Origin of the sequence: Kitasatospora sp. NPDC048540 (assembly GCF_040651175.1) — a bacterium.
Taxonomy (GTDB): domain Bacteria; phylum Actinomycetota; class Actinomycetes; order Streptomycetales; family Streptomycetaceae; genus Kitasatospora.
Window position 1 is genome coordinate 64415 of the sequence record NZ_JBEZIR010000031.1, and the last position, 14858, is coordinate 79272.

Annotated in this window: 16 protein-coding genes and 1 pseudogene; 6 read left to right on the plus strand and 11 right to left on the minus strand. The window is 74.2% G+C overall.

Features of this window, described 5'->3' with window-relative positions; all coding sequences use genetic code 11:
- Positions 1–81: 81 nt before the first annotated feature.
- Positions 82–492, minus strand: coding sequence for an organic hydroperoxide resistance protein (locus tag AB0D08_RS15245; protein WP_033819675.1), 411 nt, complete (start codon positions 490–492; stop codon positions 82–84).
- Positions 493–623: 131 nt separating this feature from the next.
- Between AB0D08_RS15245 and AB0D08_RS15250 the strand changes: the two genes are divergently transcribed.
- On the plus strand, positions 624–1154 hold the full coding sequence (locus AB0D08_RS15250) for a MarR family transcriptional regulator (protein WP_051812106.1): 531 nt from the start codon (positions 624–626) through the stop codon (positions 1152–1154).
- A gap of 21 nt (positions 1155–1175) precedes the next feature.
- Here the strand turns inward: AB0D08_RS15250 and AB0D08_RS15255 are convergent, their stop codons facing one another.
- A complete protein-coding gene (locus AB0D08_RS15255) occupies positions 1176–1448 on the minus strand; it encodes a DUF2630 family protein (RefSeq protein WP_033819674.1) in 273 nt (90 codons plus the stop codon).
- Between the two features lie 242 nt (positions 1449–1690).
- Between AB0D08_RS15255 and AB0D08_RS15260 the strand changes: the two genes are divergently transcribed.
- On the plus strand, positions 1691–2080 hold the full coding sequence (locus AB0D08_RS15260; RefSeq protein WP_359888999.1) for an SCO5389 family protein: 390 nt from the start codon (positions 1691–1693) through the stop codon (positions 2078–2080).
- An 86-nt stretch (positions 2081–2166) separates the two neighbouring features.
- On the opposite strand, the gene AB0D08_RS15265 is transcribed toward AB0D08_RS15260, so the two are convergent.
- On the minus strand, positions 2167–2775 hold the full coding sequence (locus tag AB0D08_RS15265; protein ID WP_051812105.1) for a TIGR03086 family metal-binding protein: 609 nt from the start codon (positions 2773–2775) through the stop codon (positions 2167–2169).
- 236 nt (positions 2776–3011) lie between these two features.
- On the opposite strand from AB0D08_RS15265, the gene AB0D08_RS15270 reads away from it, so the two are divergent.
- Complete coding sequence (locus AB0D08_RS15270) at positions 3012–3956, plus strand: carbohydrate kinase (protein WP_359889002.1); 945 nt, start codon at positions 3012–3014, stop codon at positions 3954–3956.
- Positions 3957–4062: 106 nt separating this feature from the next.
- On the opposite strand, the gene AB0D08_RS15275 is transcribed toward AB0D08_RS15270, so the two are convergent.
- Positions 4063–4629: a DJ-1/PfpI family protein gene (locus AB0D08_RS15275; RefSeq protein WP_033821374.1), complete on the minus strand. Its 567-nt coding sequence runs from the start codon at positions 4627–4629 to the stop codon at positions 4063–4065.
- Between the two features lie 243 nt (positions 4630–4872).
- Positions 4873–5874, minus strand: coding sequence for a PHP domain-containing protein (locus AB0D08_RS15280; protein ID WP_359889004.1), 1002 nt, complete (start codon positions 5872–5874; stop codon positions 4873–4875).
- A 156-nt stretch (positions 5875–6030) separates the two neighbouring features.
- Here AB0D08_RS15280 and AB0D08_RS15285 point away from each other — a divergent pair, with 156 nt between their 5' ends.
- The gene (locus AB0D08_RS15285; protein ID WP_033821372.1) at positions 6031–6948 is read left to right on the plus strand and encodes a diiron oxygenase; all 918 of its coding nucleotides are present in this window, start codon (positions 6031–6033) and stop codon (positions 6946–6948) included.
- Positions 6949–7259: 311 nt separating this feature from the next.
- Positions 7260–8813 carry an MFS transporter gene (locus AB0D08_RS15290; protein WP_233289096.1) on the plus strand — a complete coding sequence of 518 codons (1554 nt, stop codon included), beginning with the start codon at positions 7260–7262 and terminating at the stop codon, positions 8811–8813.
- Between the two features lie 137 nt (positions 8814–8950).
- On the opposite strand, the gene purB is transcribed toward AB0D08_RS15290, so the two are convergent.
- The 5 genes from purB to AB0D08_RS15315 all read right to left on the minus strand — a co-directional run bounded on the left by purB (position 8951) and on the right by AB0D08_RS15315 (position 13278).
- On the minus strand, positions 8951–10381 hold the full coding sequence (gene purB / locus AB0D08_RS15295) for an adenylosuccinate lyase (protein WP_033821371.1): 1431 nt from the start codon (positions 10379–10381) through the stop codon (positions 8951–8953).
- A 104-nt stretch (positions 10382–10485) separates the two neighbouring features.
- Positions 10486–11457: a hypothetical protein gene (locus tag AB0D08_RS15300; protein ID WP_359889007.1), complete on the minus strand. Its 972-nt coding sequence runs from the start codon at positions 11455–11457 to the stop codon at positions 10486–10488.
- 47 nt (positions 11458–11504) lie between these two features.
- Positions 11505–11945: a MarR family transcriptional regulator gene (locus AB0D08_RS15305; protein WP_033821370.1), complete on the minus strand. Its 441-nt coding sequence runs from the start codon at positions 11943–11945 to the stop codon at positions 11505–11507.
- Positions 11946–12079: 134 nt separating this feature from the next.
- Positions 12080–12526: a DUF3037 domain-containing protein gene (locus AB0D08_RS15310; protein WP_082526655.1), complete on the minus strand. Its 447-nt coding sequence runs from the start codon at positions 12524–12526 to the stop codon at positions 12080–12082.
- Positions 12523–13278, minus strand: a complete 756-nt coding sequence (locus AB0D08_RS15315; protein WP_033821369.1) for a HipA family kinase — start codon at positions 13276–13278, stop codon at positions 12523–12525. The genes AB0D08_RS15310 and AB0D08_RS15315 overlap by 4 nt, the downstream gene beginning before the upstream one ends.
- Before the next feature lie 125 nt (positions 13279–13403).
- Here AB0D08_RS15315 and AB0D08_RS15320 point away from each other — a divergent pair, with 125 nt between their 5' ends.
- The gene (locus AB0D08_RS15320) at positions 13404–14762 is read left to right on the plus strand and encodes an NAD(P)/FAD-dependent oxidoreductase (RefSeq protein WP_033821368.1); all 1359 of its coding nucleotides are present in this window, start codon (positions 13404–13406) and stop codon (positions 14760–14762) included.
- Here AB0D08_RS15320 and AB0D08_RS15325 read toward each other — a convergent pair.
- A pseudogene (locus AB0D08_RS15325) lies at positions 14759–14858 on the minus strand (IS481 family transposase); the annotation flags it as partial. The gene AB0D08_RS15320 and the pseudogene AB0D08_RS15325 overlap by 4 nt on opposite strands.

Below are 14858 nucleotides of genomic sequence, written 5' to 3' on the forward strand. Positions count from 1 at the left end.
CCCGAGGGCCCGTACCACCGCGAAGTGGTACGGGCCCTCGGGCGTTGCCGCGTCGCCTGCGGCCGGGCTTCCCCGCCGGACCTACTCGACGACGAGCTCCACCGGGATGTTGCCGCGGGTGGCCTTGGAGTACGGGCAGACCTCGTGGGCCTGCTTGACCAGCAGCTCACCGGTCTCGCCGGCGAGGGCGTCCGGCAGCTCGACGCGCAGCGTCACGGCCAGGCCGAAGCCGGTGTCGTCCTTGCCGATCGAGACCTCGGCGGTCACCGAGATCTCCCCGGTGTCGACCCGGGCCTGCCGGCCGACCAGGCCCAGCGCGCTGGCGAAACAGGCCGCGTAGCCGGCCGCGAACAGCTGCTCGGGGTTGGTGCCCTCGCCGTTGCCGCCGAGCGCCGGCGGCATCGCCAGCGCGAGGTCGAGCCGGCCGTCGGAGCTGACCGTGCGGCCCTCGCGGCCGTTGGCGGTGGCGGCAGCCGTGTACAGCGCGTCCATCAGGGGTTCCCTTCGTCGCCTTCGACGGCCCGCCGGAGTCTTCGGGCCGCCCTCACGACCACAAGTAGAGCACACAACTGAATTGCGCACAACTAAATCGTCGGCGACAGCCTCCCGGTACCCTGGGAGCCATGACCACGCTCTCCGAGCTGCCGGACGCGGAGCTGCTCAGCCTCGACCGGCAGATCTGCTTCTCCCTGCATGCCGCCGCGCGTGCCTTCGGCGGCGTCTACCGGGTCACCCTGAAGGACCTCGGCCTGACCTACCCGCAGTACCTGGCGATGCTGGTGCTCTGGGAGCACGGCGAACTCCCGGTCAAGCAGATCGGCGAGCGCCTGCGCCTCGACTCCGGCACCCTCTCCCCCCTGCTCAAGCGACTGGAGGCGGCCGGCCTGGTCCGCCGCGAGCGCAGCGCCGAGGACGAGCGCTCGGTCACCGTCAGCCTCACCGAGGCGGGCGCCGCCCTGCGGGAGCAGGCGCTCCAGGTGCCCCGCCGGATCAGCCGGGCGACCGGCCTGGCGCTCACCGACCTCACCGAGCTGCGCACCATGCTCGACCGCGTCACCGCCGCCCTCGACGCGGCGGTCCTGGACATCGCGGCGCTCGACGCCACAGCCCTCGACGCCGCCGCCCTCGACATCGCGGCCCCCGAGGAGTCCTGAGCCTCCAGGCCCGCCCCGGCCTCAGGACTCGTACTGCTCGACCTCTTCGACGCTGCGCACGCTCGCCAGGTTGGGATCCTCACCGGCCTCCTTGCGCGCCCGCCGCTGGCGGAGCAGGTCCCAGCTCTGGTCGAGCTGCTGCTCGATGTCGCGCAGCCGCTGCCGCTCGGTGTCGGCGTCGATCCGGCCGTCGGCGAGGAGCGCCCGCAGGTCGCGCTCGGCGGCGACCATGTCGCTGATCCGTTCCAGGATCCGCCGGTCCGCCTCCGCCCCCAGGTCCGGTTGCTGTGTCATGCGACGCCTCCTCGGGCCGGCCCTCCTCGATGTGGCTCCAGCCTAGGAACGGCCGCAGCAGCACGCGACCGCAGCCGGTGCGCGGCAGCCCCGCCCGTCCGGCCGAAGCCCGGTCGGCCCCGCGGGCCCCACCTCGCAAGGCCGCCGACCCGGACGGCCCAGCAGGGATTTGACAGTGCGTCAGCGGAACACCAGGATCCCGAATTGGAAATGACTTTCACTTCTAAGAAGGAGCTGGTCCGATGTCCCTCGACGTCTCCCCCACCCTGCTGGCCCAGGCCGAGCGCGACGAGGTCGACGAGAGCGCGTTCGTCGACACCGTCCGCACCTCACTCCCCTACGCCTACCGGCTGATCTCCCGGCTGACCGGCGAACTGTGGGGCGGCACGGCCGAGTTCGCCGACAACACCACCGCCCCGACCGAGGCGGAACGCGCCCAGCTGCTGCGGGCCCTGGCCAGCGACGCGATCCGGGGCAGCCTGGAACGGCACTTCAACGTCCGCCTCGCCTTCCAGAACTGCCACCGCGTGGCGGTCTTCCATCCGGGCGCCGAACAGGGCGAGACCTACCGGCGGTTCACCTCGGTCCGCGCCCAGCTGCTCAACCAGTCACCGGAGTTCCGGGACTGCTGACCCCCGGCGCTGGGCACGGCCGGTACGCGCCGGCCGCCCCACGGCGACCGCCGGGCTCCGGGGCGCCGGCCCCACGGCCCCGAGCCTCAGCCCGGCGGCGACCAGCCCGGATCCCGGCCCGCCAGCCCCAGCAACCGGGTCTGCGGGTCGGCGTCCGGGCCGGTCGGCACGGCGGTGGCGAACATGCCGGTGGAGGACAGGTCGCCGTAGGCCACCACCTCGGCCAGGACGAACCCGGCGGCCGCCGGCGTCATCCGGCCCGCACCGCCGAGCGCCCTGGCCAGGTCCCAGCCGTGCACCACGGCGTCCACCGCCATCTCCCGGCAGTAGCCGAGCGCGTCCCGGTCCGCGTACGACAGGTGGACGGTGCGGTCGAGCGCCCCCGGCGCGGTGAAGGCCGCCGTGGCGGCCCGCACCGCCGAATCCCAGGCCTCGGCCGGGTCGTCCCCCAGCACGTCCCCCTGATACCTGGGCCCGACCTGCGACACCGTGAGCCCGGCGAGCATCTCGGGCACCCACAGCTGCTCCGCCGTCAGGTGGTTGACCAGGTCCCGGACGGTCCACTCGGTGCACGGCGTCGGCAGCCCCCACTGGCGCGCCAGAACCATGCCGACCAGCCGGCCGAACTCCTCCACCGCCTCGGTGTAGCGCTCCAGCACCTCCCGGTGCGCGCCGTTCGCGTGATGACATGCCATGAACCCACCCTCCTCCCCCTGCCCCGCCCCGGCATCCCGGGCCGCGCCGGCCGCCTTCCGGGCCCGTTCCGGACCGCCTTCCGGGCCGCGCGAGCGGGCTCGGCCCGTCCGGCCGGCCGCCCCGGCACCGCGGCGCGTCCGCCGTACGGGCGACGGTGGATGATGGGCGCGCCGGCCCGCCGGACCCGCCGTCCGGCGGTCCCCGGCCCGGGCCCGCCGTGACCGGAGGAGCCGCCATGTCCCGCCGCCAGATCACCGTGCTCGGCGAGTGCGTCGCCGACGCCTTCACCGACGGCCGCCGGGGCACCCACGGCGAACTCGCCCTGCGGGTCCACCCCGGCGGCGGGCCGGCCAACACGGCGGTCGCGCTGGCCCGGCTCGGTACCCCCACCCGGTTCCTGGGACGGCTGTCCGGCGACGTCTTCGGCCGCCTGTTCCGGGCCCACCTGGCGGACTCCGGGGTGGACCTGGACGGCTGCGTGGCCGCCCCCGAGCCCAGCACGCTGGCCGTCGCGGACCTGGACGGCGAGGGCCGCGCGAGCTACTCCTTCCACGCCGAGGGCGCGGCCGACTGGCAGTGGACCGCGGCCGAACTCGACGCCGAACCGGCCGGCGACCCCGCCTGCGTGCACAGCGGTTCGCTCGCCCTGGTCCGCGCGCCCGGCGGGCCGGTGGTCGAGGAGTTCCTGGCCCGCGCGTCGGCCCGCGCCACTATCTCGGTGGACCCCAACGTCCGGCCGCTGCTGGTGCCCGCGGCCGCCTACCGGGAGCGGCTGGCCCGCTGGTGCGAGCTGGCCGACCTGCTGCGGCTCAGCGACGACGACCTGGCCCACCTGCTCCCGGGGGTCCCCGCCGAGGAGGCCTGCGACCGCTGGCACTCCGCGGGCGTACGGCTGGTGGTCGTCACCCTGGGCGCGGCCGGGGCACTGCTCTCGCTGGACGGCGAGCGGGTACGGCTGCCCGCGGAGCCGGTCACCGTGGCGGACACCGTCGGCGCGGGCGACGCCTTCACCGCCGGCCTGCTCCACCACCTCGGCGGTCAGGGGCTGCTCGGCGGCCGCCTGGACCGGCTCGACCTCGACCGGGCCACCGAGGCCTGCCGCTTCGCCGCCAGGGTGGCGGCCCTCACCTGCGCGGTGCCCGGCGCCAACCCGCCGCGGGCCGCGCTGCTGGCACCCTGAGCACCCATGCGCGCCCGGCTCCCGCACCCGGTCACGGGCCGGACGCGGGCGCCGCACCTGCACGGACGGCCGCCCCGCCACCGGAGGCGCGGTGGCCGTCCGCGGCTCACTCGACCGGCGCCTTCTCCCGCAGCACCTCGACGAACGCCTTCATCCAACCCGGGTGGTCCGGCCAGGCCCGGCCGGAGACCAGCACGCCGTCCACCACGGCCTCGCCGTCCACGAAACCCGCGCCACCCGCCACCACGTCCGGCTCCAGCGCCGGGTACGCGGCCGTGCGGCGGCCCGCCAGCACCCCGCCGACCAGCGGGATCAACGGCCCGTGGCAGAGCTGGGCGACCGGCTTGTCGAGTTCGAAGAAGTGCCGGACGATCCGCTGCACCTCGGGGTCGTTGCGCAGGTACTCCGGGGCGCGCCCGCCGGGCAGCACCAGCGCCACATAGTCGGCCGGATCGACCTCGGCGACCGCGAGGTCGGCCTGCCAGGTGTAGCCGGGCTTCTCGGTGTAGGTGTCGAAGCCCTCCACGAAGTCGTGCACCACGAACTGCAGCCGCTTGCGGCTCGGCGCCGCGATGTGGACCTCGTACCCTTCCTCGCGCAGCCGCTGGTACGGGTAGAAGACCTCCAACGACTCCGCCGCGTCACCGGTCACAATGAGGATCTTGGCTGCCATACCCGGGGTTCCGCCCTTCGTCCGCCGTACAGGTCGATCGCATCGGTCGATCGCACCGGTCGATCGCGCAGGCCGATCACACCGGTCGATCGTGCAGGAGCCGGCCCGTTGCGGGGACCGACCGCGACACACACTGCCCGTCGGCAGCCCGTCCGGCAACGAGGCGCACGGCGCAGAGCACCGGCGCACCCGGCCCGCCCCGTGCGCCCCCGGCAGCCCGGGGCCGCCGCCGCGTCCGCCGGGTCAGGCCGTCCGCCCGGCCGTCCACTCGAGCAGCCGCTCCACCGGCCAGGTGGTGACGATCCGTCCGGCGTCGAGACCGGCGGCGGCCGCCCGGGCGCAGCCGTACGCCTGCCAGTCCAGCTGGCCCGGCGCGTGGGCGTCGGTGTCGATCGAGAACAGGCAGCCCGCGGCCTCGGCCACCGCGATCAGCCGGGCGGGCGGATCGCGGCGCTCGGGGCGGCAGTTGATCTCGACGGCGGTGCCGGCCGCGGCACAGGCGGCGAAGACGGCCTCGGCGTCGAAGACGGACTCCGGACGGGTCTTCCCCGCGATCAGGCGGCCGGTGCAGTGGCCGAGGACGTCGACCCGCGGATTGCCGACCGCGGCCAGCAACCGCCGGGTCATCGCGCCGGCGTCCATCCGGAGCTTGGAGTGGACGGAGGCGACCACCAGGTCGAGCTGGGCGAGCAGGTCCTCCTCCTGGTCCAGCGAACCGTCGTCGAGGATGTCGCACTCGATGCCGCTGAGCAGCCGGAACGGCGCGAGTTCGGCGTTGACCGCGGCCACCACCTCCAACTGCTGCCGCAGCCGGTCGGGGCTGAGGCCGCGGGCCACCTTGAGGCGGGGCGAGTGGTCGGTCAGCACCGCCCACTCGTGGCCGAGGTCGCGGGCGGTGCGGGCCATCAGTTCGATCGGGCTGCCGCCGTCCGACCAGTCGGAGTGCAGGTGGCAGTCGCCGCGCTGGGCCGCCAGCAGGTCCTCGCCGCCTTCCGCGAGCGGACCGGCCCGCTGCTCGAGCTCCGCCAGGTAGTCGGGGACCCGGCCGGCGGCCGCCTCCGCGATCACCTGCGCAGTCACCGGGCCGATGCCGGGCACCTGGGCCGCGCGGGTGGCGTCCAGCGGTCCCGGCGGCAGGGCGACGGCGGCCTCGGCCGCGGTGCGGAAGGCCTTCACCCGGTACGGGGAGGCCAGCTCCCGTTCGAGCAGGAAGGCGATCCGTTCGAGTGCGGTGACCGGGTCCATACCGCCAAGTCTGGCCCGGCGTCACCGGCCGCCGCGCGGCGAGGGATTCGCCACCGAACCCTTGTTGACACCGTGTATAACTGCTTGACTCCTCCCGGGGGCCGTACGCGGGACCGTCGGCCCCGACCCTGCCACCCGCCCCTCACGGGAGCCCCCATGCGCGAAGCCACCACCGCCGCCCGGCCGCAGGACCGCGAGCAGAACGCCGAACGGCTGCTGCGCGCCTCCGCCAAGCACTCCTACGACCCGCTCACCGAGATCGACTGGGACGCGCCCCTCGACCCGGCGCACTTCGCCGTCCCCCCGCACCGGGTCTCGCTGTACGGCACCCCGCTGTGGCACTCGCTCGACCCGCAGCAGCAGGCCCGGCTCAGCGTCGACCAGTTCGCCAGCACCACGGCGGCCGGCATCTGGTTCGAACTGGTCCTGATGGAGGGACTGGTCCGGCACGTCTACGAGAGCGACCTGACCACCCGGCACGCCCAGTACGCGCTCACCGAGGTCGCCGACGAGTGCCGGCACTCCACCATGTTCGCCCGGTACATCAGCACCACCGGCTACCCCTCCGCCCGGCCCAGCCGCCGGGCGCAGCGGCTCGGGCAGCTGCACTTCCTGGCCAACGACACCGCGATGACCTTCGCCGGGGCGATATTCGTCGAGGAGTTCACCGACGCGATGCAGCGGGAGATGATCCGGGACGAGTCCCTGCAGCCGCTGGCCCGCTCGGTGGCCCGGATCCACGTGATCGAGGAGGCCCGGCACATCGGCTACGCCAAGCCGGAGCTGGAACGGCGCTGGGCCCGGATGAGCACGGCACGCCGGGCGGTGTTCCGGCGGGCGCTGGCGGTGCTGGCCAACCAGGCGGTGGAAGAGATCATCCACCCGCGGGTGTACGCCCGGGCGGGTCTGGACCCGGTGGCCGCACAGCGGGCCGCCCACCTCAACCCGTACTGGCGCGACACCCGGGTGGAGTGGGCGCGCAAGGCGGTCGGCTTCTTCACCGAGCTGGGGATCATCGACCGCGGCGTCGAACCGATGTGGCGCCGGGCCGCGCTGCTGGCCCCACGGCGCTGAGCCCGGCGGCGGGCCGCCCTCGGTGAGGAACCACGGCAGCAGCGGCACCGGCGCACCGAAGTCGAACAGCACCAGCAGCAGCGAGCTGACCGCCGTCCTGTACCTGTGCCGGCTCGGTGCCTGCGTGCATTGGTGCCCGCGTGTCTTGGTGCCCGCGTGGTCAGGCCAGGCCGGGGCCGGTGATCGGTGGCGGATCACCGCGCTGCGGCGGGGTGCGCGCCCGTCGGACGGTCCGGGAGGGCGCACCCGGGATCGCCGCGGATTCCACCGTTCGGGGTGCGCGGGCCCCGCCGGGGGCGGACGATCGGGACGTGGACGACGTGGATCCGGCCTCCCAGCACGCCGCGGGGCCGGACGATGTGGGCGGCATCCGGCTCGGCACGCCCCGGGGGCGGTGGGTGATCCTGGCCACCGTGCTCGGTTCGGGCATGGCGATGCTCGACGGCACCGTGGTCAACGTCGCGCTCCCGAGGATCGGCGCCGACCTCGGCGCCTCCCTAGCGGCCCTGCAGTGGACGGTCAACGCCTACATGCTCACGCTGGCTGCGCTGATCCTGCTCGGCGGCTCGCTCGGTGACCGGTACGGGCGGCGGCGGGTGTTCCTGATCGGGGTGTGCTGGTTCGCCGCCGCCTCGGCCCTGTGCGCGGCCGCGCCCACCATCGGGGTACTGATCTTCGCCCGCGCGCTGCAGGGTGTCGGCGGTGCGCTGCTGACCCCCGGGTCGCTGGCCATGCTCCAGGCGGTGTTCCACCCGGACGACCGGGCCGGTGCGGTGGGTGCCTGGTCGGGGCTGGGCGGGGTCGCGGCGGCCGTGGGACCCTTCCTCGGCGGCTGGCTGGTGGACGGCCCGGGCTGGCGGTGGATCTTCCTCCTGAACGTCCCGCTGGCGGCGGCCGTGGTCCTCGTGACCGCCCGCCACGTCCCGGAGACCCGGGACCCGGCGGACGAGGGCCGGTTCGACGTCCGCGGCGCGGTGCTGGCCGCTCTCGCCCTGGCCGGTGTGACCTACGCGCTCACCGAGGGCGGCAAGGGCCTCTCGCTGATCGCCGGGGTGGCCGGTGTGCTGTTCGGGATCGCCTTCGTCGTGGCGGAGCGGCGGTCCGCCAACCCGATGCTCCCGCTGGGGCTGTTCGCCTCGCGCCTGTTCACCTCGGTCAACCTGGTCACCCTGTGCGTGTACGCCGCCTTCAGCGGCATCTTCCTGCTGCTCACCGTGCAGTTGCAGACGGTGTCCGGGTTCAGCCCGCTGGCCGCCGGGGTGGCGTTGATCCCGATCACGGTGCTGATGCTGGCGCTCTCCAGCCGGGCCGGACGCCTGAGCAAGGCGATCGGGCCGCGCCTGCCGCTCTTCCTCGGCCCGATGATCTGTTCGGCCGGGGTGCTGCTGATGCTGCGGATCGGCCCGGGCGCCTCGTACTGGACCGACGTCCTGCCCGCCGTGACGGTCCTGGGCGCGGGGATGACGCTGGTGGTCGCGCCGCTGACGGCCACCGTCCTGGCGGCGGTCGACGTGCAGCGGGCGGGCATCGCCAGCGGGGTGAACAACGCCGCGGCCCGGGCCGCCGGACTGTTCGCCGTCGCGGCGCTGCCCGCACTCTCCGGGCTGAGCGGCGAGGCGTACCAGGTGCCCTCCGAGGTGAACGACGCGTTCCACACCGCCATGCTGATCTGCGCCGGGCTGCTCGCGGCGGGCGGGCTATTGGCCCTGGCGACCGTACCCAACGATGCGCTGGAGCCCGACCGACCGGTCGCCGAACCCGACTGCGACTGGTACTGCGGGCCGACGACCCCGCCCATCGGGCCCGGACGCCGGAGCCCGGCGGGCCGGGCCGGCGTCAAGCCGGACGGCCCCGCTCGGACGTGAGCGGGGCCGTCGGGGTGGACGTCCGTCCGACGCGCGGCGTCGGACATCAGCCGTCAGCCGTCAGCCGTCAGATGTCGGACATCGGATGTCAGGCATCAGCCGACAATCAACAGTCGACGACTGACAGCTGACAGATTTCAGAGAATGTCACCCGGTGCGTACTTGGCAGCCGCCGGGTAGGCGTCCGCGACCGCCTGGACCCGCCGCACCACCTCGGCCACCTGCGCCCCCGCCGCACCGGTGAAGGACAGCCGGTCGGCCAGCAGCGCATCGAGTCCGGCCCGGTCCAGCGGGATCCGGTCGTCCGCCGCGAGCTTGTCGAGCAGCGCGTTCTCCCGGGCGCCCTCGCGCATCGCGAGCGCCGAGGCCACCGCGTGCTCCTTGATCACCTCGTGCGCGGTCTCCCGCCCGACACCGGCCCGCACCGCGCCCATCAGCACCTTGGTGGTGGCGAGGAACGGCAGGTAGCGGTCCAGCTCGGCCTCGATCACGGCGGGGAAGGCGCCGAACTCGTCGAGCACGGTCAGGAAGGTCTCCAGCAGGCCGTCGAAGGCGAAGAACGCGTCCGGCAGCGCGACCCGGCGGACCACGGAGCAGGAGACGTCGCCCTCGTTCCACTGGTCGCCGCCGAGCTCGGCGGTCATCGACGCGTAGCCGCGCAGGATCACCGCGAGGCCGTTGACGCGCTCGCAGGAGCGGGTGTTCATCTTGTGCGGCATCGCCGAGGAGCCGACCTGGCCGGCCTTGAAGCCCTCGGTGACCAGCTCGTGGCCAGCCATCAGCCGGATGGTCTTGGCCAAGCTGGACGGCGCGGCGGCGAGCTGGACGAGCGCGGTGACGACCTCGAAGTCCAGCGACCGCGGGTAGACCTGGCCGACGCTGGTGAGGACGTTGGCGAAGCCGAGGTGGCCGGCCACCCGGCTCTCCAGCTCGGCGAGCTTGTCGGCGTCGCCGCCGAGCAGGTCGAGCATGTCCTGGGCGGTGCCGACCGGGCCCTTGATCCCGCGCAGCGGGTAGCGGGCGATCAGCTCCTCGAGCCGGTTGAAGGCGACCAGCAGCTCGTCGGCGACGGTCGCGAAGCGCTTGCCGAGGGTGGTGGCCTGGGCGGCCACATTGTGCGAGCGGCCCGCCATGACCAGCTCGGCGTGCTCGGCGGAGAGCCGGCCCAGCCGGACCAGGACGGCCACCGTACGGTCGCGGACGTGCTCCAGCGACTGCCGGATCTGCAGCTGCTCGACGTTCTCGGTGAGGTCCCGCGAGGTCATGCCCTTGTGGATCTGCTCGTGCCCGGCGAGCTCGCTGAACTCCTCGATCCGGGCCTTCACGTCGTGCCGGGTGACCCGCTCACGGGCGGCGATCGACTCCAGGTCGACCTGGTCGACGACCCGCTCGTAGTCCGCGACGGCGGTGGCCGGGACCTCGATGCCGAGATCCTGCTGGGCCTTCAGGACGGCGAGCCACAGATGGCGCTCGAGGACCACCTTGTGCTCGGGGGACCACAGCTGGGCCAGGGTCGCCGAAGCGTACCGGGAGGCCAGGACATTGGGGATCTGGGGCTTCGCGCTCACGCTTCGCAAGCCTAACAGTCGAGGTCACGACAGCCGACGGCGGTACACGCGGGCCCGTCCCCCGGCGCGCCCGCCGGGCCGCCGCGGCACGGCTCCGGCACGGCTCAGAACAGCGCGTCCTGGGCGTCCGGCCCGGCCGGCCGGACGCAGCTGCGCAGGTCGAGTCCCGCGCACCGCCGGACGCCCCCGGCCGCCAGGCCCCATCCGGCCAGCAGCCGGGTGTCCAGCAGCAGCGGCCCGCCGCCCCCGGCAGGAACGGCGGCGGCGCCGGGTTCGGGGCCGGGACCGGGTTCGGGACCGGGTTCGGGACCGGGGTCCCCGTCAGGGTCGAGGAACAGGTGGCCGCCGATGGCCGGGCGCAGTGTCCCCGCGAGGGTAGCGCCGGGGCTCAGTGCGGTGATCTTCCGGTACGCCGGGGGCACGCCGTCGGCCAGGCCGAACAGCGCGGTGTGGTCGGTGACGGGCTGGTCGGGCAGCAGGTCGATCTCGTGGCCCGCCAGCAGCCGGAGCACCTCGCGGCGGCCGTCGGTCAGCTCGCGCCGCCGGTCGGCGATCTCGGCCAGTCCCCACCAGGCGGCGGACTTGACCTCGCTCCTGACCCGTTCCCGGGCCAGGCCGGCCTGTGCGACGGTGAGTTCGGCCCGGCGGACGGCCGGGAGCCGGCCGCGCCCGACGAAGGTGAAGACGGGGGCGGCCTGGTCGAGCAGCCGGGCGGTGCCCCGGTGTTCCCCGGTCAGGCCGATCTTGAGCAGGCCGGGGCCGAACCAGGCCAGGTACAGGCGGTAGGTGCGGCCGTCGTCGAGGATCTGGTCGCGGGCGAGCGCCAGGCCCGGGTCGAGCCGCTGGCAGGTCCCGCACTGGCTGCTGCGGCCCTCGGCGGGGATCAGTTCACCGTACGGGCAGCGCCGGTGCTGCCGCCCGGTGCGCACCCCGGTGCAGCGGCGCGGTCCCGTGACCGTCCAGCCGATCCGCATGCCGCCGACGAGTTCGCGGGCGTGCTCGCGCCGCCAGTCGGTCGCGGCCAGCCGCGGGACGCCGTCGTGCCAGCCGAGGCCGGTCACCGTCCAGCCGCTCACCGTGCCCCTCCCCCTACCTGTTCCCGTTCGGCCTCCGGACCGATCGCTCAGCGGGCGGTGAGCAGCGGGAGGACCTGGCGGCAGAGCTGGTCGAGTGAGGTCCGCTGGTCGTCGTCGAGGCTGTCGAAGGCCTCGTGGGCGCGGGTCATGTCGTCGCGGATCCGGTCGAGGATGGCGCGGCCCTCGGCGGTGATCGCGACGATCTTGACCCGGCGGTCACCGGCCGCGGTCTCGCGGTGGGCGAGGCCGAGCGCCTCCAGCCGGTCCACGATGCCGGTCACGTTGGAGGCGTCACAGCCGAGCCGGCCGGCCAGTGCCCGCATCGGCACCGGCTCCAGGACCGCCTTGAGCGCCTTGGCCTGCGAGGGGTTCAGGCCGTGCCGGCCCGCGGCCAGGGCGAAGTCCTGGAAGTAGGCCGTGCCGACGGCCGCCACCGCGTCCATCAGGTCGACGGTGGAAGGTGCCGGGGTGGTCGCTGTGGTGCCCATGTCGGCCAGGTTACGCCGAGATGGTTCACCAGCTCCAGCTTTGACCCCGGCAAGTGCCTGCGGAACGTCTCCGACCCGGCCCCCCGACCCCGACCCCGACCCGGCCGGAGCACCGTCGGCCGGCGCACCGTCGGTCAGAGCACCATCAGCCCGAAGAGGTGCCGCAGCTCCGCCTCCGGGTCGGCGGTCAGCCCGGTGTGCACCGGCCCGGGCTGGAGTACGGCGCTGCGCGGCGCGGTCAGCCAGCGGAAGCGGCGGCCGGGGCTGTCGCCGGCCGCGGGCCCGGCGGCCGGTCCGCCCTCGCAGACCGCCTCGACCCCGCGCAGGGCGCGCCGGACCCCGGCGACGTCCGCGACCGGGTCGATCGCCAGCAGCCGTCCCTGGTCGAGGTGGGTGCGGGCGCCGAGGTACTCGGTCCGCCGGCAGTACAGCAGGACGCCGACGTTGACGAACTCACCGCGCTCGACCCTGGGGACCGCGCGCAGCACGGCGTACTCGTAGTCGTGCCGGACCTCGGCCTGCGGGCCGTCGGGCTCGCCCTGCCCCGCCGGATCCAGCAGGTACCTCTGGTCGCCGTTCATGCCGCCATCTCCGGAAGCCAGTCCCGCGGGGCCGCCAGGCGGGCCGTGAGCTGCGCGATGTAGGCCTCGCGTACGGCCTGCGGGCCGTCGAAGCCCGCCTCGTCGGTCAGCCACTCGTCCGGGATCGCCGCGACGGCCGCGGGCAGCGCCTCGGCGGCGGCCGGGCCGAGTTCGGCGTCGGCGGCCTTCAGGTCGGGTGCCGCGCCCAGCAGGGCGTGGTCCGAGGCGTCGTACGGCCGGCCGATCCAGTTGGCGGCGCCCGCCCAGTGGTGGTGGAAGATCAGGCTCGCGCCGTGGTCGATCAGCCGCAGGCCGCCCGCGGCGACCAGCAGGTTGGGGTTGCGCCAGGAGCGGTCGACGTTGCCGATCAGCGCGTCGAACCAGAGCACCCGGCCCGCCAGTCCGGCGTCGACGTCGAAGCAGAGCGGGTCGAAGTTGAGCGCGCCGCTGACGAAGGCCATGCCGAGGTTGACGCCGCCGCTGGCGCGGATCTGCTCCTGGATCTGCTGTTCGGGCTCGCTGCGGGCGATTACCGGGTCGAGGTCGATCCGGACCAGTTCGGGGACCGGCAGTCCGAGCCCGCGGGCCAGTTCGCCGGCCAGCACCTCGGCCACCAGCGCCTTGCGGCCCTGGGCGGCGCCGGCCCACTTGAGCACGTACAGCCGCCGGTCGTCGGCCTCGACCAGGCCCGGCATCGAGCCGCCTTCGCGCAGGGGCGTCACGTACCGGATCGCCGTCACCTCGGGGAGCATCGGGCCAGCCTACCGACCGTCCGAGGGCCCCCGCGCGCGTCTGCGGTGGCAACGGCAGAGGGTCGGTGAGAGGGTGGCGGACAACTGTCCTGGTTCGGCACAAAACGGCACACAAGGGATGGACGATGGAGCGACCTCGGATCCTGATCGTCGGCGGCGGCTTCGCCGGCCTGGAGTGCGCACGCCGCCTGGAACGCAAGCTCTCCCCCTCGGAGGCGGAGATCTCGCTGGTCGCCCCGTTCAGCTACCAGCTCTACCTGCCGCTGCTGCCGCACGTCGCGGCGGGCGTGCTGACCCCGCAGTCGGTCGCGGTCTCGCTGCGCCGCTCCCTGCACCGCACCCACATCGTCCCGGGCGGCGCGATCGGGGTCGACCCGCGCTCCAAGGTCTGCGTGGTCCGCAAGATCACCGACGAGGTCACCGCCGAGCGGTACGACTACCTGGTGCTCGCCCCCGGCAGTGTCACCCGCACCTTCGACATCCCCGGTCTGCCGGACTACGCGCGCGGGATGAAGACGCTCGCCGAGGCGACGTACGTGCGCGACCACGTGATCGCCCAGCTCGACCTGGCCTCCGCCACCCGCGACGAGCGCGAGCGCGAGTCCCGGCTGCAGTTCGTGGTGGTCGGCGGCGGCTACGCGGGCACCGAGACGGCGGCCTGCCTCCAGCGGCTGACCACCGCCGCCTCCAGGCGCTACCCGCGGCTGGACCCCCGGCTGATCAAGTGGCACCTGATCGACATCGCCCCCAAGCTGATGCCCGAACTCGGCGACAAGCTCGGCGTCACCGCGCTGCAGATCCTGCGCGAGCGCGGCATCGAGGTGTCGCTGGGCGTCTCGGTGGCCGAGGTCGGCGCGGAGACGGTGAAGTTCACCGACGGCCGGGTGCTGCCCTGCCGGACCCTGATCTGGACCGCCGGGGTGGCCGCCAGTCCGCTGATCGGCACGCTGGACGCGGAGACCGTGCGCGGCCGGGTCGCGGTGACGGCGGAGATGCGGGTGCCGCAGTTCGAGGGCGTCTTCGCGCTCGGCGACGCGGCGGCCGTCCCGGACCTCGCCAACGGCGACGGCGCGGTCTGCCCGCCCACCGCCCAGCACTCCGCCCGCCAGGGCCGGGCCTGCGCCGACAACCTGGTGGCCGCGCTGCGCGGCGAGCCGCTGGAGCCGTACTACCACAAGGATCTCGGGCTGGTCGTGGACCTCGGCGGCAAGGACGCCGTCTCCAAGCCGCTCGGCATCGAACTGCACGGCCTGCCGGCCCAGTTGGTGGCCCGCGGCTACCACCTGATGGCGATGCGGACCAACGCGGCCAAGTTCCGGGTCGGCGCCAACTGGCTGCTGAACGCGACCGCCGGCGACGACTTCGTCCGCACCGGTTTCCTGGCCCGCCAGCCCGCCCGGCTGCGCGACTTCGAGTACACCGACGCCTATCTGACCAAGGACCAGGTACGCGCCCACGCCCAGGCGCTGCTGGCCAAGGGCTAGCTGTATTGACCCGCAGGGTTGTTGACACGGCTGATCGGTGGTTGTCCTCCGATGGCGGTGTGGCAGCGATGGTAGTTGTAGCGGTGGAGGAAGTCG